We start from the raw sequence: 25,669 nt of genomic DNA on the forward strand, positions 1-25,669 counted from the left end.
GGAAGAACGATTCAATTAAACATATTAATAGATATTTTTTTATAGAGGAGAGATGATTAATGGGTGATCGTAAAGCAGCTCTTGATATGGCACTGCGCCAAATCGAAAAGCAATTTGGTAAAGGTTCGATAATGAAGCTTGGTGAACAAGTGGACCAACGAGTTTCTACTGTATCTAGTGGAGCGTTAGCACTGGATATCGCACTAGGAGTAGGCGGATATCCACGTGGTCGAATTATCGAAGTATACGGACCGGAATCTTCAGGTAAAACAACAGTAGCACTTCACGCGATTGCTGAAATACAGCGCAATGGTGGACAAGCTGCATTTATTGATGCGGAGCATGCACTTGATCCTGTATATGCTCAAAATTTGGGTGTTAATATTGATGAATTATTATTATCTCAACCTGACACTGGGGAACAAGCGCTTGAGATTGCTGAAGCATTAGTTCGTAGTGGTGCGGTTGATATGATTGTTATTGATAGTGTGGCGGCACTTGTACCAAAAGCTGAAATCGAAGGAGATATGGGAGATAGCCACGTTGGTTTACAAGCACGTCTAATGTCTCAAGCATTACGTAAGCTTTCAGGTGCTATTAGTAAGTCGAAAACGATTGCTGTGTTCATTAACCAAATCCGTGAAAAAGTTGGGGTTATGTTCGGTAATCCTGAAACAACTCCTGGTGGTCGTGCTTTGAAATTCTATTCTTCTGTTCGTCTAGAAGTGCGTCGTGCGGAAACGTTGAAGCAAGGTAACGATATGGTAGGGAATAAGACCAAGATTAAAGTGGTTAAAAACAAAGTAGCTCCTCCTTTCAGAGTAGCTGAAGTAGATATCATGTACGGAGAAGGGATCTCAAGAGTAGGTTCGATTTTAGATATCGCAGCTGACCTTGATATTGTTCAAAAAAGTGGAGCGTGGTATTCGTTTAACGAAGAACGTCTCGGTCAAGGAAGAGAGAATTCTAAGCAATACTTAAAAGAAAATCCAGCTATTGCTTCTGAAGTTGAAACGCTTATTCGCGATCACCACGGTTTAAATGGTGAAATTAAAGTTGAACCAGCTACCGAAGAAGAGCTTGATGATGTACCATTAGATTTGAAATAAGGAAATCAAAGGATAAGCACCTATTGTAGGTGCTTATTCTTTTAAAATTTGAGGTGTGCGATGAAATTTTTGTATATAACAGATACACATATACGTGGGACCACTCCAAAGAACAGAAAAGATTCATTTTCAGAAACGTTAGCCGAAAAAATTCGAGAAGTGATTACAATTGCAAACAAGGAACAAGTAGATTTGCTTTTGCATGGAGGGGACGTTTTCGATCGACCTGATCTATCGCCAAATGTGGTTGGACAATTTGCTCGTCTTTTTAAGGAGGCAGAAATGCCAATTTACGCGATTTCAGGTAACCACGATACATTTGGACATAATCCGGATACCATCTCTCGTACGATGCTTGGTCTTTTAGATTCATTTGGGTTAATGACGGTCATCCATCCCGATCAACCGGTATTAATTGAAAAGAACGGGCTGCGCATTCAAATATCAGGTCAACCCTATCATTATGATTTAGATCAACGTGATCCTAAGCTTGACTATTACCCGAATAATGACCACAATGCAGATGTGTTAATCCATTTAGCACACAGTATGTTAGTGGAAAAGGCCTTGCCTGAAGGAATTCCTCATACGTTAATTGATCACATTTGGGGAACAACTGCTGATGTCATTTTAACCGGTCATTTTCATGGTGGCTTTGGCTTAAAAGAACGTGATGGAAAATGGATCGGTAACCCTGGGGCGATCGCTCGCGTTAATAACCATTGGTCTGAGATTAACCGTCAACCTCAATATGTTATAGGAACGATTCATCCAGATGCCTCTGTTGAGCTGACCCTTCATCCAATTGAAGTAGCCCAAAAAGGGGAAGAGGTGCTTGATCGTACTTATCTCGAGAAGGCTGTTCATCAAGAAGAAAAGCTACATGAATTTGTGCAACAAGTAAAAGAACACTCCGAATTTAAATCATTAAAGATGGGAGATATTATTGCTGAAATAGCAGCCCTATCTAATGTAGAAGAAAAAGTAAGACAAGAAGCATTGCGTCGTATTACAGTGATTGAAGAAACGTGGAAGGGGGGAGAGGATGAATAACATCGAATCCATTCGGCTAGAAAATTTTCAGTCGCATTTAGACACGACGATTGAATTTGCTGCAGGATTGAATGTGTTAGTGGGTCAATCTGACAGCGGAAAAACAGCGATTTTACGAGCGCTCAGATGGGTTCTTTTCAACCAACCGCGCGGAACCGATTTCGTCAGAGTTGGAGCAGATTTTGCTCGCGTTACAGTACGATTTACCCATGGAGTGACGATCATCAGAGAGCGGACCACTTCGAAAAATCGATACATAATTAAAGAGGTAGAAAAAGAAGATTTAGTGCTTGAAGGGTTTGGAATTCATGTGCCTAAAGAAGTACTGACTGCTCATGGCATGCAACCACTGAGAATTGATCGTGATCACGAGTTAATGATTCACCTCTCTCAACAACTAGATGGTCCATTTTTATTAGAGCAAACAAGTTCGTTGCGTGCGAAAACGATCGGACGAATTAGCGGCGCGCATTTTCTCGATATGGCCATTAGAGATACCTCTAAGGACTTATCAGGTTTAAACCAACGAGTGAAAATAGAAGAAGTGGAATTAGATCAGTTAAAGCTAGGCTTAAAACCATATCAGGCCCTTGACGCACAAAGAGAAAAGTTAGATGCTACCGCTGCTAAACTCCACGACCTTAAGTTGAAACAGCAACGACTAAGCGAATTAATGCAACTAAAAGAGCAACTTAAAACCGTCCGTGAAGAAAAAGAGCGTGCTACTTTACAATTTGAATTAGTAGAACAAGCTGATAGATGGGAGAAGTCTTGGGATCACATAAGACAATCTTATTCGTATGCTAAGTCGCTGCACCATAAACGAACCGACCTAAAAGAGTTCACAAAATCTATAGCGATATGTGAACAATGGATTGAGAAAACAAAAGATGTAGCACTTGCAGCAGAATATACGGAAAAAATTGATAAACGAATACAACAGAAACAAGAGTTAATGAAACGTAAGATCGAAGAGAAAAAGATCACTAATCAGCTAACTAAGGTAAGGGAGTTACTCAAAAAAACAGATTTCATTGCGAACCAGGACTGGAATGTACTTGATCGTATTTGGCAACAAGAAAAACGAAAAAATCAACTACATTCGTTAAATGGACAGTTACTTAAAGTGAATGAAGGAGTAACCCATACAAGAAAACTGTTTGATCTTGTGAAACATACAGAAGAAGTGGAAGAAAGAAAAGATAAGCTTGAGAGTTTGATCAAGCAGCAGCAATCATTTATGCGATTAAAAAACGAACTAAAAGACGTTCAAGTCCGAATTAATGATGGGAATCACTTTACGGAAGAAAAAAGAAAAGAACAAGAAGAGCTAGAAAAAGAATTCGAGAAGCAGTTAATTCATATTGGCACGTGTCCGACATGTGGAACCGATCTAAACGCCCGCACGTAAATCATCTTTTTAATCTAGGAGGGTTAGTATGAACCACGTTGAACAAGATTTATCTAAAATGAGAAAAGCAATTGATAAAGCTCGTGATATGAGATACCGCGCAGAAGCGAAGCTTGAAGAATTAGAGAATCAGCGAACGAGGCTCTTGAAAGAATTAGAAGACTTAGGTGTAAGTCCTGATCAATTAGATGAAGAGATTGTTCGTCTAGAAAAAGAAATTGATCAATCATTAAGCGATACATGGGCTCTCATTCCTAAGGAGCTTGTAGGAGATGAGTAACCACGTATTACATGTAGACCAACAGATTAAGTCATTGGAGCATTCTCTGAAGTTGGCGCATGATGAATGGACAAGGCAAGACGCAAAACGTCGTTTGTTAGAAGAACAACTAAGTAAACGAGAGCAATCTATTCTTGAATACAAGGAAACCATTGAAACATACGAAAGAGCAAGATTGTTATTACAACAGTCTGCAGAATATGCTAGAGAGCAAGCAAAACAGCAAATGGAAACGCTTGTTACAAATGCCCTTCAATATGTATTTGGACCACTATTTTCATTTCAAATAGAGATTGAAGAACATGGGAACAAGGCTGTAGCTGAGTTTTATGTTGTGTCCGATTATGAAGGAATAAAAGTGAAAACGAAGCCTCAAGATTCAAGAGGGGGCGGGGTCGTTGATATTGTAACACTCGCTTTACGTGTTGCTCTAATGGAGACGATTCAGCCAAAAGTAGAAGGCCCTCTTTTATTAGATGAGCCAGGAAAACATGTCTCGGGTGAGTACATTCATTACTTATATGAATTTTTAAAATCATTAAGTACGATGTTCGGTCGTCAGATTATCATGATCACTCATAATCATCATTTAGCAGAGTCTGGAGACTTAGCTTATCAGGTGTCGATACGTGATGGGATCAGTGACGTCATGGAGATTGACAACACTTGACATCACGCGATGCGAGCCTTACAATTAGGGAGAATGCGGTAGATTTTTTTGTCATATTATTTATTCCGCAGCCACTTTGTATACACTAGTATGCATCTTTAAATTAATGAAAGTATGACACAATTGGAACCAACAATTAGATAGCAAGGGGAGGTGAAAGAGTATGGAAAGTATGGTTATGTTCATCTCCATTTTGCTTGTTGTCTCTGCAGTAAGTGCAGTTGTTGGATATCTTGTTAGACGATCCATTGCAGAAGCGAAAATTTCTAGCGCGGAACATGCAGCAAAACAAATTGTTGAAGATGCGAGACGTGATGCTGAGGCGAATAAAAAAGAAGCAGTTCTTGAAATGAAAGATGAAGCTCATAAAATTCGCATTGAAGCTGAACGTGAAATTCGTGAACGAAGAAATGAGATTCAAAAACAAGAGAATCGTTTGGTTCAAAAAGAAGAGATTCTTGACCGGAAAAGTGAAACCTTAGATAAGAAAGAGGAGTCTTTGGACAAGAGGGAGGAGTCTCTCACCAAAAAACAACGACAAGTTGAAGAGATGGATAGCAAAGTGGAGGAAATCTTGAACAAGCATCAAGCTGAGCTTGAGCGAATCTCTGGATTTTCTCGGGAGGAAGCGCGTGATGCAATTCGTACCGAAGTGGAGCAAGAGCTTGCTCATGAGACGGCACTTATTGTGAAAGAGCGAATGGCACATGCAAAAGAAGAAGCAGATAAGAAAGCAAGAGAGGTATTATCTCTTGCAATCCAGCGTTGCTCTGCTGATCACGTTGCAGAAACAACCGTATCAGTTGTCAACTTACCGAACGATGAAATGAAGGGTCGTATTATTGGACGTGAAGGTCGTAACATCCGCGCACTTGAAACATTAACGGGGATTGACCTTATTATTGATGATACACCTGAAGCGGTTATTCTATCCGGATTTGATCCAATTCGTCGTGAGATTGCCAGGACAGCTCTTGAAAAACTTGTACAAGATGGTAGAATTCATCCAGCTAGAATCGAAGAAATGGTCGATAAATCAAGACGTGAAGTTGATGAAGCGATTCGGGAATACGGAGAGCAAACGACCTTTGAGATGGGTATTCATGGTCTACATCCAGACTTGATCAAGATTTTAGGTAGACTTAAATTCAGAACGAGCTACGGTCAAAATGTGTTGAAGCACTCTATGGAGGTGGCACATTTAACAGGTCTTATGGCTGCTGAATTAGGAGAAGACGTTAAACTAGCAAAACGAGCTGGATTGCTTCATGATATCGGTAAAGCGATTGACCATGAAGTAGAAGGCAGCCATGTTGAAATTGGCGTTGAGCTAGCTACGAAATACAAGGAGCATCCGGTTGTAATCAATTCGATTGCTTCTCACCACGGAGATACAGAAGCGACTTCTATTATTGCGACACTTGTTGCAGCAGCTGATGCACTATCTGCTGCGAGACCAGGAGCACGTCGTGAAACTCTCGAGACGTACATTCGTCGTTTAGAGAAATTAGAAGAGATCTCTGAATCGTTTGAAGGTGTGGAGAAAACGTATGCGATCCAAGCAGGTCGTGAAGTGCGAATCATGGTTCGACCAGATGTAGTAGATGATACGAGAGCACATAAATTAGCTCGAGATATCACGAAGAAAATTGAAGATGAACTTGACTATCCGGGACATATTCGCGTTACCGTTATACGTGAGACTAGGGCAGTTGAGTATGCAAAATAAAGTGGCGTTATGCCACTTTATTTGTTTTTGTCTAAAGATGCAAGTGACTAGAAAGAATGCTATCATTTACATATGATTATTTATAACGTGTGTGCAGAACACAAAAAGGGGTTATTATGAAAATTTTATTTATTGGCGATGTTTACGGTGCGCCGGGTCGAAAAATGATTGATGAATATGTACCAAAATTAAAGCAACATTATCGACCAATGATGACGATCATAAATGGAGAAAATGCAGCATCAGGAAGAGGGATTACTGAAAAAATTTATAAAGGATTCTTATCTGCAGGAGCACAAGCAGTCACACTTGGGAACCATGCATGGGACAATAAGGCGATCTTTGAGTTTGTCGACAAAGCAAAAGCTCTTGTTAGACCTGCGAATTTCCCAGAAGGTACACCTGGTGTTGGCTATACGATCGTAAAAATTAATCAATTAGAAGTGGCTGTTGTGAATTTGATGGGAAGAACCTTTATGCAGCCAATGGATTGTCCGTTTAAAAAAGCAGACGAGATTATCGAAGAAGTATCAAAACGTACATCGATTATTTTTGTGGATTTTCATGCAGAAGCGACAAGTGAGAAACAAGCGATGGGCTGGTATTTAGATGGTCGAGTTACGGCTGTAGTTGGAACACATACTCATGTTCAAACAGCAGATAACCGTGTACTACCAAAAGGGACTGCTTTTATGTGTGATGTTGGGATGACTGGACCGTATGACGGGGTATTAGGTGTCGATAAAGAAGCGGTGTTGTATAAATTTCTAACGTCTATGCCTGTAAGGTTTGAAGTTGCGGAAGGAAGGGAACAATTAAGTGGAGTGGTGATTGAAGTTGATCCCAAAACAGGACTAGCAAAATCTACTGAGAGAATTCTTATTAATGAGGATCACCCATTTTACCATTAGAAGATGTTTGCTCCCTTCTTCAATCAATTTGTTAAAAGAAGGAATAAGTGTAGAGTTGAAGAAATACGTATGAAGTAGAGCATCATCTTGTACAAGGCTAGGTGCTGAGATTTAAGTAACTAACTGTTCATCATCGTCTGTGAGGCTAGAACCTAAATGAGACACGTATGAGGAGGTACAAGAAATGGAAGTATTAAAAGTTTCAGCAAAATCTACACCAAATTCTGTAGCTGGCGCTCTAGCCGGTGTGATCCGTGAAAAAGGCTCTGCAGAAATCCAAGCAATCGGAGCAGGTGCTCTTAATCAATCGATTAAAGCTGTTGCCATTGCTCGTGGTTTCGTAGCTCCAAGTGGAATCGACCTTATTTGCATCCCGGCATTCACGGACATTCAAATTGAAGGGGAAGAACGTACGGCGATCAAGCTTATAATTGAGCCAAGATAAGTGGATGGCTCCCTTAAGGTAAGACAAGTTAAAAATGCTCACACTTCGGTGTGAGCATTTTTTTGTGTGTAAAAGGGGCTGTGAAGCATGTCAAGATAGGACGAAAAAACTTGCTTTTTTCTGTGAGAAAGACTATCATTATGACGTTTAAGAGTATCAAGGTGATAGACCTTTTCAACAAGTGGTAGTAAGTCTATTAAAATACTCGGAATTGTGATACAATATAAAGATTATCAGAACTCACAATATGTAAATGACGTAAACAGACATAGATAGAATGGCGAATGCCAAAGGAGTGGAGTAGATGAGAAACCAGCTATCATGGAAAGTTGGAGGACAACAAGGTGAAGGAATTGAGAGTACGGGAGAGATTTTTGCAACTGCACTAAATCGACTAGGATATTACTTGTATGGGTATCGCCATTTTTCATCTCGTATTAAAGGTGGGCATACGAATAATAAGATTCGTGTAAGTACTTCACCATTAAATTCGATTTCAGATGATCTCGATATTTTAGTAGCTTTTGACCAAGAAACAATTGATGTAAATATCCACGAGTTAAGAGAAGAAGGTGTCGTGATTGCGGATGCTAAGTTCAATCCGAGCTTACCAGATGGTAGTGTCGCTCGTTTATTTGTAGTGCCTTTCACGGAAATTGCCAATGAACTTGGAACTTCCTTAATGAAAAACATGGTGGCTGTCGGGGCATCAAGTGCGATTTTAGGACTTGAACCTGAAGAATACCGTGAAGTAGTGGAAGAGATTTTCTTGAAAAAAGGTCAAGCAATCGTTGATAAAAATATGGATGCGATTCGTGCAGGGTCTGCTCATTTTAAAGAAGAAGCAGCTGGAAATCTTCCAAACTTACAATTAGAAAAAGCAGATGGTCAAAAGCGTATGTTCATGATTGGAAATGATGCAATCGGTATGGGCGCAGTTGCTGCAGGTAGCCGTTTCATGGCAGCTTATCCTATTACTCCTGCATCTGAAATCATGGAATATATGATTAAGAAGCTTCCTGAGTTCGGTGGAACGGTTATTCAAACAGAAGATGAAATTGCCGCTTGTACGATGGCGATCGGAGCTAACTATGCTGGTGTTCGTTCGTTTACTGCATCTGCAGGACCAGGATTATCATTAATGGCTGAAGCAATTGGATTATCTGGAATGACGGAAACACCACTTGTCATTATGGATACACAACGTGGGGGCCCTAGTACGGGTTTACCTACAAAACAAGAACAATCTGATTTAATGGCGATGATCTTTAGCACACACGGTGACATTCCTAAAATTGTTATGACACCAAGTACTGTTGAAGAAGCATTTTACGATACGGTAGAAGCATTTAATTTAGCGGAGGAGTATCAGTGTCCAGTTATTATTGTAACGGACTTAGCTTTATCGCTTGGAAAGCAAACTGTAGAGCCACTGGACTTTAACCGTGTAGAAATTCGTCGTGGAAAACTAGACATAGCTGCTGAATTGCCTGAGAGAGAAAATAGTGCTTATTTCAAGCGTTATGAATTAACAGAAGATGGCGTTTCCCCTCGTGTTATTCCAGGTATGAAAAATGGAGTGCATCACGTGACGGGCGTTGAGCATGATGAAACAGGTAAGCCTTCAGAGAGTCCTGAGAACCGTCAGGCACAAATGGATAAACGTCTGCGTAAAGTGAGCAACTTACCTAGTCAGTTTAAAGACCCGTTGTTTGTTGATGCGAAACATGAAGATGCAGACCTACTAGTAATTGGTGTGAACTCTACTCGTGGTACAATTCAAGAGGCTATGCCGCGTCTTGAAGAAGATGGAGTAAAAGTGAACCATGCACAAGTACGTCTCTTGCATCCGTTCCCAGCAGATGAACTTAAGCCTTTAATTGATCGTGCTAAAAAGGTCGTTGTTGTAGAAAATAATGCAACCGCACAGTTAGCAACGATTATTAAAATGAACATCAATACTGATAAGATTGAAAATCTATTAAAATATGACGGGAACCCGTTCCTACCAAATGAATTACATCAATCATGCAAGGAGTTGGTCTAAGATGGCGACATTTAAAGAGTTTCGTAATAAAACCAAGCCGAACTGGTGTCCTGGTTGTGGGGATTTCTCTGTACAAGCTGCGATCCAGCGTGCTGCTGCAAATGTTGGCTTAGAGCCAGATAACCTTGCTGTCGTGTCAGGAATCGGATGTTCAGGTCGTATTTCAGGTTATATTAATGCTTATGGTCTTCACGGGGTACACGGACGTGCGCTTCCAATTGCCCAAGGGGTGAAGATGGCTAATAAAGATTTAACAGTCATCGCTTCAGGAGGAGACGGTGATGGATTTGCGATTGGTATGGGTCACACCATCCACGCGATCCGTCGTAACATTGATGTGACGTACATCGTAATGGATAATCAAATTTATGGTTTAACAAAGGGTCAAACATCTCCGCGTAGTGATGTTGGATTTAAAACAAAAAGTACACCTAATGGTTCGGTTGAATCAGCTTTAAACGTAATGGAAATGGCGCTAACTGCTGGTGCTACATTCGTTGCCCAAAGCTTCTCAAGTGATTTAAAAGAGCTTACGGCCTTAATTGAAGAAGGCATAAATCATAAAGGTTTCTCTTTAATTAATGTGTTTAGCCCTTGTGTAACATTCAACAAAGTAAACACGTACGATTGGTTTAAACAAAATATCACAAAGCTAAGTAATGTTGAGAATTATGATGCAGCTAATCGTATGACGGCTATGCAAACATTGATGGAGCATAACGGTCTTGTGACTGGGTTGATTTATCAAAATAAACAACAACCATCTTATCAAGAATTAATAGAAGGTTATTCAGACCAACCATTAGCAACACATGATCTCTCACTGGATGAAGAGAAGTTTAATAAAATGATGGCTGAATTCATGTAAGTCAATGAGGGTCTAGCATATGCTAGGCTCTTTTAATTTGAACCTAAGCGGCTGTGTAGTTGTCAAACAAGTTTCATTGTTTTTCATCCGAAACATCCGTATAATATAAAATGGAATGTTTCTGTTCGATTCAGGTGGAAGGAGATTGTGCAATGAATGAAGATCAGCGTTTAGGACGCTTAGGAAATACTGAAGGTAAATCCGAAGGGAACTTAAAATCCACAGACGGACAAGCCAAAAAAGACTATAGCAAGTATTTTGATTTTTCCAATGCGAAAATTATTTCAGAAGAAGATAATAAAAAGGTTATTCGTATTCAAGGCCGTGAGATCTCGATTACCGACCAGCCTGATTATAAGCAAGGAAAACGTCGCGGTAAGGAAGATGTTCAAGTTCTAAGACCAGATGACATTATCCCTGAAGAGATGCAAGGGATTGGGAACGGGAAGAAATTTCATATTCGTACGTATGGATGTCAGATGAATACACATGATTCAGAGAATATGGCAGGATTACTTACAGAGATGGGTTTTGCCCAAACGGATGATACTCAAGAGGCAGATGTGATTTTACTCAATACATGTGCAATTCGTGAAAATGCAGAAAACAAAGTATTTGGTGAAATTGGTCATTTGAAATCTTTGAAAAAAGAACGTCCAGAAGTTATTTTAGGTGTTTGTGGCTGTATGTCACAAGAAGAGAATGTCGTGAATCGTATTATGCAAAAACACCAGCATATTGACATCATTTTCGGAACACATAACATTCATCGTCTGCCACACTTACTTCAAAACGCTTTATTCGGAAAAGAAATGGTGATTGAAGTTTGGTCAAAAGAAGGCGATATTGTTGAAAATATGCCTCGTAAACGTGAAGGGAAAACGCAAGCGTGGGTTAACATTATGTATGGTTGCGATAAATTTTGCACGTACTGTATCGTTCCTTACACGCGTGGGAAGGAACGTAGTCGCTTACCTGAAGATATTATCGCCGAAGTACGTGAGCTTGCAAGAAATGGCTATAAGGAAATTACGTTGCTTGGTCAAAATGTTAACGCTTATGGAAAAGATCTTAAGGATCGAGAATATCGACTTGGGCATTTAATGGATGATATTCATAAGATTGATATTCCACGTGTGAGATTTACAACAAGTCACCCAAGAGATTTTGATGATCACTTAATCTCTGTCCTATCCAAAGGTGGAAATTTAGTAGAGCATATTCACTTACCTGTTCAACATGGTAATTCGGACATCCTTAAATTGATGGCCAGAAAATACACAAGAGAACAATACATGGATCTTGCTCACAAAATTAAAATGGCGATTCCAAATGCATCCTTTACGACAGATTTAATTGTTGGCTTCCCAAATGAAACGGAAGAGCAATTTGAAGAGACGTTATCTCTTGTTCGTGAGATTCAATTTGATAGTGCGTTTACTTATATTTACTCACCACGTGAAGGGACACCAGCGGCTAAAATGAAAGATAATGTCCCAATGGAAGTGAAACGCGAGAGACTAGCGAGATTAAATGCTTTAGTGAACGAAATTTCAGCGAAAAGAAATCTTGACTACCAAGATCAAATTGTTGAAGTGCTAGTTGAGGGTGAAAGTAAGAAGGACCCAGATGTTCTAGCGGGTCGTACACGTACAAATCGTCTAGTTAACTTCAGAGGCCCTAAGTCAGTAATTGGTGAAATTGTTTACATTAAAATAAATGAAGCGAAAACATGGTCCTTAAGTGGAGAAATGGTTGAAAATGCGGAGGTGCACGTCTAATGACTGCGACATATACAAGAGAAGATATTAGAATGAAAGCAAAAGAATTAGCAAAAATGATGGCTGAAACAGAAGAAGTTGATTTCTTTAAACAAGCTGAGCTTAAGATTAACGAACATTTACGCGTTCAAGAGTTAATTGCTGAAATTAAAAAGCTCCAAAAAGAGGCTGTTAACCTTCAACACTATAACAAATCAGAGGCCTTAAAAGAAGTTGAACAAAAAATTGATGCTCTTCATAAAGAAGTTGACGATATTCCGCTTGTTCAAGAGTTTAAACAAAGTCAAATTGATGTGAATGAACTTCTTCAAATGGTATCAAAAACGATATCGAAAACAGTTACTGAGGAAATCATTACCTCAATGGGTGGCGATGTATTAAAAGGAACGACAACAAAAAATCCATACTTTGACGGTGGATGTCAATAATGACGTAACCCTATGTTTCCTTGAGAAGCATAGGGTTTCTTTTTTATGAAGAAATGATTGATTTCCTGTACTAAAAATGCAAGCTTCCTCATAACGTTGTAAGGAAAGAAGGAAAAGGACTTATCTTAGGTTTTGCACACTCGTTTATAAGCCTGCATAGTATGGGCATGAAAGAAAATGGGGGAGTTAGAGTAGGCATTAGCCGACACGAACGACCACCAAGGGACGGATAAGAGAATAGGAGGTTCAATTACATGGCACAATCAAGCAGAGATGGAATGTATCGTGAAATTATTACAAAAGCGGTGTGTGGTAAGGGACGTAAGTTTTCTGAGGCGACTCATAAAATTAAACCTGCACATAAGCCTTCAAGCATTTTAGGGTGTTGGATTATTAATCATAAGTATGGGGCTGCGAAAAAAGGAAGTAATGTCGAGGTAGAAGGAAGCTATGATATTAATGTATGGTTTTCTTATAACGACAATACAAAAACAGAAGTTGCAACACAAACGATGACGTATACAGATGTGATTCCACTATCCATGCAAGATGAAAATGTTCTATCTGATGAGATGGAAGTGTTCGCAAAAGCCATTCAACAACCTAATACATTAGAAGCGACCATTTCTGAAAATGGCGAACATGTGAATGTAGAAGTAGAAAGAGAATTTGTTGTTGATTGTATCGGGGAAACAAAAATGGCCGTAGCCATTAATCCTGATGGAATAATGGAAGAGTATCATAGTACATCAGATGATTTTGATGAAATTAGTGACGAGGAATACGAAAAGTTAGATCCGAACTTTTTACACAAAGAAATGGATAATTAATAGCGAAAGTCAGAAAGAGGACTCTTTCTGACTTTTTCATTTTGATCATTACATATAGTTACAGAGTCTACTATGATGCCTAAGGTGAATGGGTGCGAGCAGATGTGGGGCTATGTTATAATAGAAGAGAATGTTTTTAGGACGGTGGAGGAGAAAAATGGCACAGCTTACCCCAATGATGCAACAATATGTAGACATTAAGGCACAACATCAAGATGCCTTTTTATTTTTTCGTTTAGGTGATTTTTATGAGATGTTTTTTGATGACGCCATCAAGGCTGCTCAAGAATTAGAAATAACATTAACAGGCAGAGGGCAAGGAGAAGAGCGCATCCCGATGTGTGGTGTTCCTTATCATTCTGCAGATCAATATATGTCACGGTTAGTCGAGAAAGGCTACAAAGTGGCCATTTGTGAGCAAGTAGAAGACCCTAAGGTGGCTAAAGGGGTAGTAAAACGTGAAGTCGTTAAAATGCTAACCCCTGGAACGATCATGGAAGGGAAAATGATTCGAGAAAAAGAAAATAATTATTTAGCTAGCTTTACCATTTTCGAAGATGAGTCGATGGGTATTGCTCGTTGTGACCTCACGACTGGTGAGGGGGCCGTTACGCTTATTCAAGGTGGACAAGCTGAACTCATTCAAGAACTGAGTGCAACCGGTGCAAAAGAGCTAGTAGTCTCAAAAGAGGTAAATAGTGAACTACTTCAAGAGCTTGAGAGAACATTAGCTGTTACGATTTCTCATGAAGAAGAGGCAGAACTAAATGGACGCTATGTTCATCTCGTTAAAGAGCTTACTCAATCAAAATTAGTAACAACATATGCGAGGTTGTTACAGTACCTCATCCGCACACAAAAACGGTCGCTTGATCATCTTCAAAAGGTGGAGTGGTATCACGCAGAAGAATATATGAAACTAGATCTTCATTCGAAGCGGAATCTTGAATTAGTGGAAACATTACGCGAAAAGAAAAAGAAAGGGTCTCTTTTAAGTATTGTCGATCATACGGTGACGGCAATGGGCGGTCGCTTAATTAAGCGTTGGATTGAACGACCTCTTCTTAATGAATCGGCTATAGAAAAACGGCATGAGGCGGTTACGGTGTTTCTAGAGGATTATTTTGCTAGAGAAGAGTTACGTGATGAATTAAGACAAGTCTATGACTTGGAGCGACTAGCTGGTCGAATTGCTTACGGGAATGTTAACGCAAGAGAATTAATTCAACTTAAAAAATCATTGCAGAAGATCCCGTTAATCGAAGAAATGGTGACAAAGCTTGACCCTTCGTTTCAAGAGCGTTGGTTCCATGATCAAGCGCCCTTTGAGGATTTAATTGATTTACTCGAGCGAAGCATAGTCGAAGATCCTCCTATTTCCATTAAAGACGGTGGAATGATCCAAGAAGGATTTCACGGTGAACTTGATACGTACCGTGATGCAAGTGTAAACGGGAAGAAATGGATCGCGGAACTTGAAAGAAGAGAAAGGCAAGAAACGGGAATCAAGTCTCTTAAAGTTGGCTTTAACAAAGTGTTTGGATACTATTTAGAAGTCACACGTGCGAATCGTCACTTGCTCGAAGAAGGAAGATATGAGCGTAAACAAACGCTAACGAATTCAGAACGATTTGTCACCCCCGAATTAAAGGAAAAAGAGGCATTAATTTTAGAAGCGGAAGAAAAGATGGAACAGCTAGAGTATGATTTATTTGTGATGATTCGTGAGCAAGTTAAAGAATACGTTCCTCATCTGCAATCGCTTGCTCATAAGATTAGTGAAATTGATGTTCTTTTAGGATTTGCTACAGTTAGTGAAAAGCAACATTATACAAAACCAATCTTGCAGCCGGTCGGTGATGTCTTTATTGAAGGTGGGCGCCATCCCGTAGTAGAATCAGTCATTCCAAAAGGGGAATATGTCGCAAATGACGTTAAGCTTTACCCTGGAAGGGAAATGCTGCTCATAACGGGGCCGAATATGGCTGGTAAAAGTACGTATATGCGTCAACTAGCCTTGCTTTCTGTAATGGGTCAGATTGGTTGCTTTGTCCCAGCAGACCGTGCGGAGTTGCCGATTTTTGATCAGATTTTCACTAGAATTGGTGCTGCAGATGATTTAGCGAGTGGACAAAGTACATTTATGGTGGAAATGCTTGAAACGCAGTATGCTCTTGCAAAGGCAACTGAATGTAGTCTGATCTTATTAGATGAAATAGGGCGAGGGACCTCGACATATGACGGGATGGCACTTGCACAAGCGATTATTGAATACATCCATGATGAAATCGGCGCAAAAACTTTATTTTCGACGCATTATCATGAGTTAACGGCCCTTGCGGATCAATTAGAACATGTCCAAAATGTTCATGTATCAGCTGTAGAGGAAAATGGGACGGTTGTTTTTCTTCATAAAGTAATTGATGGTCAAGCAGATCGTAGTTACGGTATTTATGTGGCTCAGCTTGCAGAGCTTCCTAGAATGGTCACGGATCGAGCGGAAGTGTTATTACGTGAGCTTGAAGGTCAGAAACAACCTTTGCCGAATGTAATTGAACGTTCTATACAAGAGACACAGCCGCCTCAACTGGACGAAGTGAAGGAACCTCAGAGACAATTATCCTTATTTGGAGAAGAGATAACGGCTGAAGAGAGGAAAGCGCAACAAAGCAAAGCTAAAAAGCTAGATCCAAGAGAACAGCAAGTCATAAAGAAGATTAGCGAGGCAGATTTATTAAATTTATCACCGTTTGAAGTGATGAAGTTAATCAATGATTGCCAACAACAACTGAAATAGAGAGGAGGAGAATCGATGGCTCAAATTGTAAAGCTAGATGCCTTTTTATCCAATAAGATTGCAGCTGGTGAAGTGGTGGAACGCCCCGCCTCGATTGTAAAAGAGCTTTTAGAAAATGCACTCGATGCGAGCAGTACTAATATTTTAATTGAAGTGGAAGAAGGTGGGTTGTCATCGATTCGCATCCTTGATAATGGAGATGGGATCGAAGCAGAAGATGTCGAAACAGCTTTTTACAGACACGCGACTAGTAAAATTAAGACGGATCGCGATCTTTTTAAAATTCGTACGCTAGGGTTTCGGGGAGAAGCACTACCAAGTATTGCATCTGTATCGCATTTAACGATGAGGACGTGTACAGGAGAAGGGGCTGGCGTTGAACTGACCCTTGAAGGTGGGCATATTCAATCACGTCAAGCCTCCAAAACAAGAAAAGGGACAGAAGTTATCGTTAAAAACCTTTTCTACAATACACCGGCACGACTAAAGTACTTAAAAACGGTTCATACTGAAGCCGGTCATATTAGTGATGTTGTGAATCGTTTAGCGCTTGCTCATCCTCATGTTTCAATGTCGCTTTATCATAATGGCAAAGAAGTATTGAAAACGAGTGGAAATAAGGATTTAAGACAAGTGATCGCCTCCATCTATGGACGTAACGTAGCAAAGGAAATGGTGGAGGTCCATGGTCGTTCGCTTGATTACACCGTTTCAGGCTATGTTGCTAAACCTGAAGTAACGAGAGCATCACGCCAATACATGTCACTGTTTATTAATGGCCGCTATATTCGGAACTTCCATCTTGCCAGAGCGGTACAAGAAGGTTTTCATACGTTGCTACCTATTGGACGTTTTCCTGTCGTAGTGATTCGTATTGAAATGGACCCGACCTTGATCGATGTTAACGTTCACCCTTCAAAATTAGAAGTGCGCCTTAGTAAGGAAGAGGAACTCTCTAGCTTAATTACTACATCGATTCAATCGGCATTTAAGCAAGAGACGCTGATTCCAGAGGTTCGTCATAAGAAGCCTGAAATGGAGCCGATACAGGAGCAATTACCTTTTGACACAGATACCACATCAAGCAATCGATCTGAATTGGAACCGAAGCAGGAACGAATGCTTGCTAGAGAACACACAATCAGTGAAGATTCTCCAAGTGAGAAGAAGGAAGCAAAGCCTGTTAATGATGGCAAACACAGTAGTGAGGCTACTGATGTTCAATCTTTGGATCAGGTTGAGTCACCACAAGTAGAAGAGGTCCCAGCTGAATCCGATCCATTACAAGTTGGGGAAACGGTAAAAATGAATTCACCTCGTGTTCCTGTTATGTATCCAGTCGGTCAAATGCATGGCACCTACATTGTTGCTCAAAACGAAGATGGGATGTATTTGATCGACCAACATGCAGCTCAAGAGAGAATTAAATACGAATATTATCGTGAAAAAGTCGCTCAGTACACAAGAGAAACGCAAGAATTGCTCATCCCGATGACGATCGAGTGTACGAACCAAGAAGCGATTATAATCGACCAACATATAGACGATTTAAGGCAAGTAGGGGTCTTCCTAGAAGATTTTGGGACAAGAACCTATATAGTACGCTCTCATCCTACCTGGCTGCCGAAGGGTCTTGAAGAAGAAACGATTCGAGAGATTATTGATCATCTTTTCACTTCATCAAAAATTGATATTAAGCGTTTAAGAGAAGAAGCGGCAATTTTAATGTCGTGTAAAGCATCAATAAAAGCAAATCGTCATTTGCGACAAGATGAAATGTTTGCCCTACTGGAGTCTTTAAGAAAGAGTAGTGATCCATTTACATGTCCACATGGTAGACCGATTATCGTTCATTTTTCATCTTATGAGCTTGAGAAAATGTTTAAACGAGTGATGTAGCGGACGATAATGGTGAGGAAGAGGAAAATAGATGATTGTAACAACAGCTAGGAAACAGGCAATTCGATTAGAACAAAAAGCAAAAGAAGTAGCGAATAAGTTGGGTGCTTTATTTATAGAAAGAAAAGACGAATCCGTTGCGGACATGATCGAACGTCATCAAACCAATGTGATCGTCGTTGGAAAAGGTAGATTGACACTTTATCCAGCCAATAATGGTGATCCCTTTTTTTATCATCCTAGTTCGGCAATGTTTCGGGTGAAGCAATGGAGTAGGGGTGTTTCTGATCCTTTCATTGATGCAGCTGCTCTAAAAAAAGGCATGAGTATGGTCGATTGTACATTAGGTCTAGCATCAGATAGTTTAGTTGCTAAGTTAGCCGTGGGAGTTAATGGACGTGTGATTGGGCTTGAGGCAAATCCTGTAGTTGCTTACATTGTGCAAGAAGGATTACAGACGTGGCAGGAAGGTAGCGAGGAGATGATTCAAAGAATGCGAGAAATCGAAGTTATTCACAAACATCACCTTGCTTATCTGCAGTCAGCCGAGACGTCATCAATCGATGTTGTCTATTTTGATCCGATGTTTGAGGTTCATGTTGAAACCTCTAAAGGAATTAAAGGTTTAAAGTCAATTGCTTGTCATGATGATTTGAATGAAGAAATTCTCTCTCATGCAAAAAGAGTAGCTAAGTCACGTGTGGTATTAAAAGATCACTGGCAAAGTGAGAGATTTGAACGATTTGGATTCAATCAGGTAAAGCGGCAGCATGCAGCATTCCATTATGGATCTATCGATGTTAGCACGAAATAAGGTAGAAGGAGTATAGGATGAAAGAGAAGTTAATTGCGATTGTGGGGCCTACGGCAGTGGGGAAAACGGCATTAAGTATTCATCTGGCTAAAGCCCTTAATGGAGAAATCATTAGCGGAGATTCAATGCAAGTATATAAGGGTATGGATATAGGGACGGCTAAAGTAACAAAAGAAGAGCAAGATGGCATCCCTCATCACCTTATCGATATTAAAGAGCCGGCTGAATCGTTCTCCGTAGCAGAGTTTCAAGAATTGTGTCGTCCTTTGATTTCAGACATTACTAAAAGAGGGAAGTTACCCATTTTAGTTGGAGGGACCGGCTTGTATGTGAATGCCGTGACTCATGGGTTTGGGTTTGCTGAAAGTCCTACTGACGCCGAATATCGATCTCAACTTGAGAGAGAAGCTGAAATGAAAGGGAAAGACGTGCTCTATCAGCGCTTAATGGAGATTGACCCTAAAGCATGTGATAAAATTCACCCAAACAATGTTCGTCGAGTGATCCGGGCACTAGAGGTGTATCATGTAACTGGGGAATTATTCTCTGTGCAACAAACAGAAGAAAAACAAGAATCTCTGTATAATTTAGTCATGATTGGGTTAACAATGGAGCGTGAGCACCTTTATCAAAGGATCAACAAAAGAGTTGATCAAATGGTAGAAGACGGTCTGATTCAAGAAGTTCAATCTTTCTATCAGCAGGGACTTCGCGATTGTCAATCGATTCAAGCGATCGGGTATAAAGAATTGTATGATTATTTCGATGGGCGCTGTTCACTAGATGAGGCGATCGATGCGCTGAAACAAAACTCAAGAAGATATGCGAAAAGACAGCTTACGTGGTTCAAGAATAAAACCAATGCAACATGGTATACCGTCTCGATAGATGATCCAAGTCAACATTATCAAGAGATCGTACAATTTGTTGCAGGAAATTGATTAATGAAATCGAATTAACAAGGATAGAGATATATAGAGGAGGATTTTCAATGAAGCAACCGATTAACATCCAAGATCAATTTTTGAACCAGTTACGTAAGGAGAATATTTCAGTCACCGTCTTTTTATTAAATGGGTTTCAATTACGAGGGCATGTAAAAGGATTTGATAATTTTACAATCATTCTTGAATCTGAAGGCAAACAGCAGCTTGTTTACAAGCATGCGATTTCTACTTTTGCCCCGCAACGTAATGTTTCTTTAAAATCAGAAGAATAAAATAGATCTTATAATAACGATAAAAGCTTTGGACATATCAAATGTCCAAAGCTTTTTTGGATAGGAGCTCTTCTTTTTCTTCAGAGGTCATTAGTTCAATAGTGAGAAGATAACGATTGAAGGACAAGGCTGACTTGAGACCGAGTTGCTGTTGTAATGTAAATGGGTCGAATCCCTTCATAAGCATTCTTAAAATAAACGTATGTCTTAATTGCTGTGCAGAATGGCCCTTACGTAATCCAGCTCGTTCCACCTCTGTTCGAATCATCTTCTGAATCGCTATTTCAGTTAATCGTTTTGGCTGGTCCTCTTCATACGACCAGCGGTAAGTACCTCGTTGAAAGTCAAAGGCAACAAAAAAGAAGTCGGTGCTAAATAACCTTGGTCTAACTGGTTCAGGTATTTGTTTGAAGTATGTATAAGCTAGCTGCTTATGTTCGGATGATAAACGAACAATTCGAGAAATCCCTTTTTCAGAACGAATTCTTAATTCATTCCGTTCAAAGCGTACATCTGAAGTTGTCAGGGATGCGACTTCGTGAAGGGAACATCCATAATGAAGAAATAGATGCACCATGAATTCATTTCGGTCGATTAACATAGGCCGACCTTTCATTTGGTTATCTGTCAGACCTTCATACGATCGAACGATTGAAAGCAACCGGTCTGCTTCTTTTTCACTTAACCATTCACTACGTTTTAAAGGGGTCAAAATGAGTTCAGGTTGACTGTAATGTAGGATGGCGTGTGTCTGAAGTTGTCCTTTTTTTATATAAAAGCGTGCTAATTGCTGAAGAACGGAATAAATTCGCCTTGTTGTACGTATTTTGTAGGAACGTTGTTGAATCAGTTCATCAAAAAAGTCGGTAATATCAAGATCTGTGAGTGATGCCCACCGTTGATACGTTAAAGTAGATCGATTTTGTTCATACCAGTGGAGGAAATCAAGGAGGTCGTATCGATAACGTTTGATAGTTGTTGGCTTTCGGCCTTTTTCATGTAAAGAATCAAGGTATTCCTCTACAAAAACGGGCATTGAATCTGACATATCCTACACCTCCTTATTTTACCTATCAGTATAGCAAATTTTTAGTCTATTTACTTTTTTAACTAGGCATTTGTCACACATTTCTTGTGTGCTGCGTATGAATATAAGTGAAAATGGTTTCGTCGAACTCGGTAATAAAGGGGTGGTATCGATGAATGACCGAGTCAATACGAGAAAGAACGGAAGAATAAATGTTGTTTTAAATCATAATCACACCACAACTCATAAAGAGTCAGAATCTCTTTTTAAAACGGAACTTGAAAGACAAAAACATGAGGTGTTGGATCGTTTTGAGAAAGAGTTAGAAGAGTATGTAGGTCTAAATGAAGTAAAGAGGCTGATCAAGGAAATTTATGCTTGGCTCTATATCAATCAATGTCGGAAAGATATTGGCTTAAAAGCTTCAAAGCAAGTGTTGCATATGATTTTTAAAGGGAATCCTGGTACAGGGAAAACAACGGTGGCTAGAATTATCGCTTCTTTTTTTCATGAGATGAATGTGTTAGCGAAAGGTCAATTAATCGAAGTGGAACGAGCTGATTTGGTAGGAGAGTATATTGGACATACAGCGCAAAAAACGAGAGAAGTCATAAAAAAAGCAAACGGTGGCGTGCTATTTATTGATGAAGCGTATTCCCTATCGCGGGGTGGCGAGAAAGACTTTGGTAAAGAGGCCATTGATACGTTGGTGAAAGCGATGGAAGACCAACAACATGAATTCGTCTTAATTTTAGCAGGATATTCTAGAGAAATGGATTATTTCCTCTCGTTAAATCCGGGACTCCCCTCACGTTTTCCGATCGCAATAGATTTCCCGAACTATACATCAGAAGAATTAATTGAAATGGTACGGCGTATGGTCAATGAACGCGAGTATGAACTGACCGCTGAAGGCGAGCGTCATGTGAAGGAACATTTGCGCAAGTTGAAAAAGGAACAAGAAAAAACTTTCAGCAACGGCCGATATATCCGGAACATTGTCGAAGAAGCGATTCGTATGCAGGCGGTCCGTCTACTAAAAGAAGGGACATATGACCGGGGATCCCTTGTGACGCTCATGAAAGAAGATTTTAATTTTGAAGCATCTCATGTTAAGCTAAAGTAATGAAGAAAAGCCGAGTAAGCGTTCTCGGCTTTTTAGGTGTGACTATTTTCAAGATGAGCTAAGGATGTGGCGATTGTGCAAGATGTTAAACAAAGAGAAGTGGAACGCGTAATTTTAGTAGGCTGTCAGGTTAATCGAAGTGATGAAGAGTTTCAGCAATCAATGCAAGAGCTTGAAAGTTTAGCTAAAACGGCTAAAGGCGAAGTGGTGGGTTCCGTTACCCAAAAGCGTGAAAAGGTTGAATCCTCCACATACATAGGAAAAGGGAAAGTCCAAGAGTTGGTGTTATTAATAGAGGAAACATCAGCAGACATTGTGATTTTTAACGATGAACTCCAATCAAGCCAAATGCGTAACCTTCATTCTCACTGTAAGGTTGCAGTGATTGATCGCACACAACTTATTCTAGATATATTCGCATCACGTGCTAAATCTCGTGAAGGAAAATTGCAGGTGGAATTAGCCCAGCTTAAATACCTCCTTCCACGTCTATCTGGACAAGGTCTTGCCTTATCAAGACAAGGTGGGGGAATTGGGACGAGAGGTCCTGGTGAAACCCAGCTTGAAACAGATCGTCGTCATATTCGCAGACGAATGACGGAAATTGAGCGACAATTGGAAGCGGTTGTGAATCATCGTGAGAGGTATCGTGAAAAACGGAAAAAGAACTCCGTCGTTCAGCTTGCACTAGTCGGGTATACGAATGCCGGAAAATCAACGCTCTTAAATCGCTTAACGAAGGCTGATACGCTGGAAGAGGATCAGTTATTTGCGACACTTGATCCTACAACGAGGCAGATGCAGCTACCAAGTGGTTTTTCAGTATTACTCTCAGATACCGTTGGGTTTATTCAAGATTTGCCAACGACTCTTGTTGCTTCTTTCCGTTCAACTCTAGAGGAATTAAAAGAAGCAGATATACTCCTTCATGTGGTCGATTGTTCTCATCCTGATTATGAGCAGCATGAAAAAACGGTGATGCGCCTTATTGAGGAGCTAGGAGCTCAATCGATTACGCAACTGATCATTTACAATAAATCAGATTGTAAAATAGCTGAGTTTATTCCTGTTTCTACAAAGGATTCGATTGAAATGAGCGCATATAATGAAGAAGATCTACTCGATCTCAAGCGTGAAATTGAACACTCTTTAAAAGAGATAATGATTCCTTACCGAGCAGAGATTAAAGCAGATGAAGGTCAAATTCTAGCTGCTGCAAGAGCAGAAACGATGCTATCAAGCCAGGAGTTTGATGAAGATGAAGAAGTGTATCATATTGAAGGACATGCCTTAAAGGAGACAGCTATTTATCAACTATTAAAAGAAAGATCAAAAAAGGAGTAATCGCAAGATGTATGGAACCTATAACAACAAAGAAAAACTTGAGGCTATTACAAATAAAGTTGAGCGGCAAATCGCCTCTCATCATAGAGAGATCGAGGAAGTTGCCTTATATAATCAAGCAAAAGTGATGGCATCCTTTAAACAGCATCAAGTTTCAGATTTTCATTTTACACCCTCAACAGGCTATGGCTATGATGATGCAGGTAGGGATACATTAGAGTTGGTGTATGCAGATGTATTTGGGGGAGAAGCGGCATTAGTGCGCCCGCAAATCATCTCGGGTACGCATGCGATTGCGACCGTGTTATTTGGAGTGCTACGGCCTGGAGATGAGCTCTTATACATTACGGGAAAGCCTTATGATACGCTAGAAGAAATTGTAGGGATTAGAGGGAATGGTAATGGTTCATTAAAGGAATTTGGCATTACGTATCAAGCTGTGCCACTTAATGAGGACGGTTGGATAAACAAAGAAGCCATTAAAGAAGCGATTCACTCGAACACTAAGGTGATTGGCATTCAACGTTCAAAAGGTTATGGGGATCGTCCGTCATACTATATTGAACAAATTCAAGAAATGATTGAGTATGTGCGCTCGATCAAAGAAGACGTGATTGTCTTCGTAGATAATTGTTACGGAGAATTTGTTGAAAAATTAGAACCTTGCCAAGTCGGAGCGAATATCATCGCAGGTTCATTAATTAAGAATCCTGGTGGTGGTTTAGTTAAAACGGGCGGCTATATTGTTGGGGATAAAGAATTGATTGAACTGGCATCCTATCGTTTAGCTGCTCCGGGAATTGGCGCAGAAGGTGGAGCGAGTCTCTATAGCTTATTAGAAATGTATCAAGGCTTCTTTCTTGCTCCACATGTCGTTTCGCAAGCGGTAAAAGGAGCTGTGTTTACTGCAGCTTGCTTAGAAGAGGCAGGAATGAGTACCTCACCGAGATGGGATGAGAAGAGAACCGATCTGATTCAATCTGTGCGCTTTCAAAATGCTGAAACAATGGTAGCCTTCTGCCAACAAATTCAAGCAGCTTCTCCGATTAACGCTCACGTTACACCTCATCCGAGCTATATGCCAGGGTATGAAGATGACGTAATCATGGCAGCTGGTACGTTTATTCAAGGTGCTAGTATTGAATTAACAGCAGATGGTCCAATCCGTCCACCTTATCTTGCATACGTTCAAGGTGGCCTAACGTATGAGCATGTAAAGCTTGCCGTACTTCAAGCGTTAGACCGAGTTATGTAGTCTTTACGACACGTTCAATGATGTTGAACGTGTTTCTTTTTTATTAATAAAGTCAAAACTTTCAATGAAGATTGAATAAAGAAATAATTTTATGTTAGGAAAGGTGACACGTTATTGACAAGTAAACTAACATCACTTATACTAGATTTTGAGAAGACAAGGAGGTGGCTTGATGAATGATGAAGTTCGTCGCAGCATGCCGTTATTTCCAATAGGAATTGTCATGAAGTTAACCGAGTTAACAGCTAGACAAATTCGGTATTATGAGCAGCATGAATTAATCAAACCTGCCCGCACCGATGGAAATCAACGTTTATTCTCATTTAATGATGTCGATCGCTTATTAGAAATTAAATCATTGCTTGATCAAAAGGTGAACATTTCAGGGATCAAGCAGATTATTCAAATGAAGCAACAAGTTCAGCTGAATGTTGCAGTAGAAGAAGAGCCTGCAAAAAAGCCGCTGTCTGATCGTGAGCTTAGAAACCATTTGAAAAAAGATTTAATGATGGCCGGCAGAAATGGACGAGCATCCATAATCCAAGGTCAGCTATCACGTTTTTTTCATTAATAAAAATTGTAAGAATCGGTTTCATATCAAGGGAAACAGGGTATTCTACTTGAGG

At 40.0% G+C, this 25,669-nt stretch carries 23 protein-coding genes; 22 read left to right on the top strand and 1 reads right to left on the bottom strand.

All coding sequences use genetic code 11. The features are described 5' to 3' along the window. Positions 1 to 59: 59 nt before the first annotated feature. The 18 genes from recA to hfq all read left to right on the top strand — a co-directional run bounded on the left by recA (position 60) and on the right by hfq (position 20,291). Complete coding sequence (recA, locus tag RYX56_RS14125; protein ID WP_317122679.1) at positions 60 to 1,109, top strand: recombinase RecA; 1,050 nt, start codon at positions 60 to 62, stop codon at positions 1,107 to 1,109. A gap of 60 nt (positions 1,110 to 1,169) precedes the next feature. Further along, positions 1,170 to 2,162 (top strand): metallophosphoesterase family protein, encoded by a 993-nt coding sequence (locus RYX56_RS14130; RefSeq protein WP_317122680.1) that lies wholly within the window; start codon positions 1,170 to 1,172, stop codon positions 2,160 to 2,162. After that, positions 2,155 to 3,573 (top strand): AAA family ATPase, encoded by a 1,419-nt coding sequence (locus tag RYX56_RS14135; protein WP_317122681.1) that lies wholly within the window; start codon positions 2,155 to 2,157, stop codon positions 3,571 to 3,573. The genes RYX56_RS14130 and RYX56_RS14135 overlap by 8 nt, the downstream gene beginning before the upstream one ends. A gap of 28 nt (positions 3,574 to 3,601) precedes the next feature. Beyond that, the gene (locus RYX56_RS14140; RefSeq protein ID WP_317122682.1) at positions 3,602 to 3,853 is read left to right on the top strand and encodes a hypothetical protein; all 252 of its coding nucleotides are present in this window, start codon (positions 3,602 to 3,604) and stop codon (positions 3,851 to 3,853) included. Further along, entirely contained in the window at positions 3,846 to 4,523 is a 678-nt protein-coding gene (locus RYX56_RS14145; RefSeq protein ID WP_317122683.1) for an ATP-binding protein, read from the top strand. The genes RYX56_RS14140 and RYX56_RS14145 overlap by 8 nt, the downstream gene beginning before the upstream one ends. A 163-nt stretch (positions 4,524 to 4,686) precedes the next feature. Beyond that, on the top strand, positions 4,687 to 6,252 hold the full coding sequence (gene rny, locus RYX56_RS14150) for a ribonuclease Y (RefSeq protein ID WP_317122684.1): 1,566 nt from the start codon (positions 4,687 to 4,689) through the stop codon (positions 6,250 to 6,252). Positions 6,253 to 6,368: 116 nt separating this feature from the next. Continuing rightward, positions 6,369 to 7,163: a TIGR00282 family metallophosphoesterase gene (locus tag RYX56_RS14155; RefSeq protein WP_317122685.1), complete on the top strand. Its 795-nt coding sequence runs from the start codon at positions 6,369 to 6,371 to the stop codon at positions 7,161 to 7,163. Positions 7,164 to 7,347: 184 nt separating this feature from the next. Further along, a complete protein-coding gene (locus RYX56_RS14160) occupies positions 7,348 to 7,608 on the top strand; it encodes a stage V sporulation protein S (protein ID WP_317122686.1) in 261 nt (86 codons plus the stop codon). A 304-nt stretch (positions 7,609 to 7,912) separates the two neighbouring features. Continuing rightward, entirely contained in the window at positions 7,913 to 9,655 is a 1,743-nt protein-coding gene (locus RYX56_RS14165) for a 2-oxoacid:acceptor oxidoreductase subunit alpha (protein ID WP_317122687.1), read from the top strand. Position 9,656: 1 nt separating this feature from the next. Beyond that, positions 9,657 to 10,523 (top strand): 2-oxoacid:ferredoxin oxidoreductase subunit beta, encoded by an 867-nt coding sequence (locus RYX56_RS14170; RefSeq protein WP_317122688.1) that lies wholly within the window; start codon positions 9,657 to 9,659, stop codon positions 10,521 to 10,523. A gap of 152 nt (positions 10,524 to 10,675) precedes the next feature. Then, on the top strand, positions 10,676 to 12,304 hold the full coding sequence (miaB, locus tag RYX56_RS14175; RefSeq protein ID WP_317122689.1) for a tRNA (N6-isopentenyl adenosine(37)-C2)-methylthiotransferase MiaB: 1,629 nt from the start codon (positions 10,676 to 10,678) through the stop codon (positions 12,302 to 12,304). Beyond that, a complete protein-coding gene (locus RYX56_RS14180) occupies positions 12,304 to 12,732 on the top strand; it encodes a YlbF/YmcA family competence regulator (RefSeq protein ID WP_317122690.1) in 429 nt (142 codons plus the stop codon). Before miaB ends, RYX56_RS14180 begins: the two co-directional genes overlap by 1 nt. Before the next feature lie 254 nt (positions 12,733 to 12,986). Beyond that, positions 12,987 to 13,562 carry an outer spore coat protein CotE gene (locus RYX56_RS14185; protein WP_317122691.1) on the top strand — a complete coding sequence of 192 codons (576 nt, stop codon included), beginning with the start codon at positions 12,987 to 12,989 and terminating at the stop codon, positions 13,560 to 13,562. Between the two features lie 157 nt (positions 13,563 to 13,719). Next, positions 13,720 to 16,359 carry a DNA mismatch repair protein MutS gene (mutS, locus tag RYX56_RS14190; RefSeq protein ID WP_317122692.1) on the top strand — a complete coding sequence of 880 codons (2,640 nt, stop codon included), beginning with the start codon at positions 13,720 to 13,722 and terminating at the stop codon, positions 16,357 to 16,359. Between the two features lie 15 nt (positions 16,360 to 16,374). After that, positions 16,375 to 18,258, top strand: coding sequence for a DNA mismatch repair endonuclease MutL (gene mutL, locus RYX56_RS14195; protein ID WP_317122693.1), 1,884 nt, complete (start codon positions 16,375 to 16,377; stop codon positions 18,256 to 18,258). 31 nt (positions 18,259 to 18,289) lie between these two features. Then, complete coding sequence (locus tag RYX56_RS14200) at positions 18,290 to 19,072, top strand: class I SAM-dependent methyltransferase (RefSeq protein ID WP_317122694.1); 783 nt, start codon at positions 18,290 to 18,292, stop codon at positions 19,070 to 19,072. A 17-nt stretch (positions 19,073 to 19,089) separates the two neighbouring features. Then, positions 19,090 to 20,013, top strand: a complete 924-nt coding sequence (miaA, locus tag RYX56_RS14205; RefSeq protein WP_317122695.1) for a tRNA (adenosine(37)-N6)-dimethylallyltransferase MiaA — start codon at positions 19,090 to 19,092, stop codon at positions 20,011 to 20,013. Positions 20,014 to 20,063: 50 nt separating this feature from the next. Next, the gene (gene hfq / locus RYX56_RS14210; protein WP_317122696.1) at positions 20,064 to 20,291 is read left to right on the top strand and encodes an RNA chaperone Hfq; all 228 of its coding nucleotides are present in this window, start codon (positions 20,064 to 20,066) and stop codon (positions 20,289 to 20,291) included. 37 nt (positions 20,292 to 20,328) lie between these two features. Here hfq and RYX56_RS14215 read toward each other — a convergent pair whose 3' ends face one another. Further along, positions 20,329 to 21,339 carry a tyrosine-type recombinase/integrase gene (locus tag RYX56_RS14215; RefSeq protein WP_317122697.1) on the bottom strand — a complete coding sequence of 337 codons (1,011 nt, stop codon included), beginning with the start codon at positions 21,337 to 21,339 and terminating at the stop codon, positions 20,329 to 20,331. Between the two features lie 151 nt (positions 21,340 to 21,490). Here RYX56_RS14215 and spoVK point away from each other — a divergent pair, with 151 nt between their 5' ends. The 4 genes from spoVK to RYX56_RS14235 all read left to right on the top strand — a co-directional run bounded on the left by spoVK (position 21,491) and on the right by RYX56_RS14235 (position 25,614). Beyond that, positions 21,491 to 22,444: a stage V sporulation protein K gene (gene spoVK / locus RYX56_RS14220; RefSeq protein ID WP_317122698.1), complete on the top strand. Its 954-nt coding sequence runs from the start codon at positions 21,491 to 21,493 to the stop codon at positions 22,442 to 22,444. 75 nt (positions 22,445 to 22,519) lie between these two features. After that, complete coding sequence (hflX, locus tag RYX56_RS14225; protein ID WP_317122847.1) at positions 22,520 to 23,788, top strand: GTPase HflX; 1,269 nt, start codon at positions 22,520 to 22,522, stop codon at positions 23,786 to 23,788. 7 nt (positions 23,789 to 23,795) lie between these two features. After that, complete coding sequence (locus tag RYX56_RS14230) at positions 23,796 to 25,043, top strand: methionine gamma-lyase family protein (RefSeq protein WP_317122699.1); 1,248 nt, start codon at positions 23,796 to 23,798, stop codon at positions 25,041 to 25,043. Positions 25,044 to 25,215: 172 nt separating this feature from the next. Further along, the gene (locus tag RYX56_RS14235) at positions 25,216 to 25,614 is read left to right on the top strand and encodes a MerR family transcriptional regulator (RefSeq protein ID WP_317122700.1); all 399 of its coding nucleotides are present in this window, start codon (positions 25,216 to 25,218) and stop codon (positions 25,612 to 25,614) included. The last annotated feature ends 55 nt before the right edge of the window (positions 25,615 to 25,669 follow it).

The sequence above is a fragment of the Alkalihalophilus lindianensis genome, from assembly GCF_032843265.1.
In the GTDB taxonomy this organism is placed as follows: Bacteria; Bacillota; Bacilli; order Bacillales; family Bacillaceae_D; genus Alkalihalophilus; species Alkalihalophilus lindianensis.

What these genes read in the sequence shown, in the direction of transcription:
- spoVK (WP_317122698.1), top strand. Translation starts at nt 21,491, where the DNA reads ATGAATGACCGAGTCAATACGAGAAAGAACGGAAGAATAAATGTTGTT.
- RYX56_RS14155 (WP_317122685.1), top strand. Translation starts at nt 6,369, where the DNA reads ATGAAAATTTTATTTATTGGCGATGTTTACGGTGCGCCGGGTCGAAAA.
- RYX56_RS14145 (WP_317122683.1), top strand. Translation starts at nt 3,846, where the DNA reads ATGAGTAACCACGTATTACATGTAGACCAACAGATTAAGTCATTGGAG.
- miaA (WP_317122695.1), top strand. Translation starts at nt 19,090, where the DNA reads ATGAAAGAGAAGTTAATTGCGATTGTGGGGCCTACGGCAGTGGGGAAA.
- RYX56_RS14140 (WP_317122682.1), top strand. Translation starts at nt 3,602, where the DNA reads ATGAACCACGTTGAACAAGATTTATCTAAAATGAGAAAAGCAATTGAT.
- RYX56_RS14135 (WP_317122681.1), top strand. Translation starts at nt 2,155, where the DNA reads ATGAATAACATCGAATCCATTCGGCTAGAAAATTTTCAGTCGCATTTA.
- RYX56_RS14215 (WP_317122697.1), bottom strand. Translation starts at nt 21,339, where the DNA reads ATGTCAGATTCAATGCCCGTTTTTGTAGAGGAATACCTTGATTCTTTA.
- RYX56_RS14130 (WP_317122680.1), top strand. Translation starts at nt 1,170, where the DNA reads ATGAAATTTTTGTATATAACAGATACACATATACGTGGGACCACTCCA.
- mutS (WP_317122692.1), top strand. Translation starts at nt 13,720, where the DNA reads ATGGCACAGCTTACCCCAATGATGCAACAATATGTAGACATTAAGGCA.
- RYX56_RS14170 (WP_317122688.1), top strand. Translation starts at nt 9,657, where the DNA reads ATGGCGACATTTAAAGAGTTTCGTAATAAAACCAAGCCGAACTGGTGT.
- RYX56_RS14185 (WP_317122691.1), top strand. Translation starts at nt 12,987, where the DNA reads ATGGCACAATCAAGCAGAGATGGAATGTATCGTGAAATTATTACAAAA.
- mutL (WP_317122693.1), top strand. Translation starts at nt 16,375, where the DNA reads ATGGCTCAAATTGTAAAGCTAGATGCCTTTTTATCCAATAAGATTGCA.
- miaB (WP_317122689.1), top strand. Translation starts at nt 10,676, where the DNA reads ATGAATGAAGATCAGCGTTTAGGACGCTTAGGAAATACTGAAGGTAAA.
- RYX56_RS14235 (WP_317122700.1), top strand. Translation starts at nt 25,216, where the DNA reads ATGAATGATGAAGTTCGTCGCAGCATGCCGTTATTTCCAATAGGAATT.
- rny (WP_317122684.1), top strand. Translation starts at nt 4,687, where the DNA reads ATGGAAAGTATGGTTATGTTCATCTCCATTTTGCTTGTTGTCTCTGCA.
- recA (WP_317122679.1), top strand. Translation starts at nt 60, where the DNA reads ATGGGTGATCGTAAAGCAGCTCTTGATATGGCACTGCGCCAAATCGAA.
- RYX56_RS14165 (WP_317122687.1), top strand. Translation starts at nt 7,913, where the DNA reads ATGAGAAACCAGCTATCATGGAAAGTTGGAGGACAACAAGGTGAAGGA.
- RYX56_RS14200 (WP_317122694.1), top strand. Translation starts at nt 18,290, where the DNA reads ATGATTGTAACAACAGCTAGGAAACAGGCAATTCGATTAGAACAAAAA.
- RYX56_RS14230 (WP_317122699.1), top strand. Translation starts at nt 23,796, where the DNA reads ATGTATGGAACCTATAACAACAAAGAAAAACTTGAGGCTATTACAAAT.
- RYX56_RS14160 (WP_317122686.1), top strand. Translation starts at nt 7,348, where the DNA reads ATGGAAGTATTAAAAGTTTCAGCAAAATCTACACCAAATTCTGTAGCT.
- RYX56_RS14180 (WP_317122690.1), top strand. Translation starts at nt 12,304, where the DNA reads ATGACTGCGACATATACAAGAGAAGATATTAGAATGAAAGCAAAAGAA.
- hfq (WP_317122696.1), top strand. Translation starts at nt 20,064, where the DNA reads ATGAAGCAACCGATTAACATCCAAGATCAATTTTTGAACCAGTTACGT.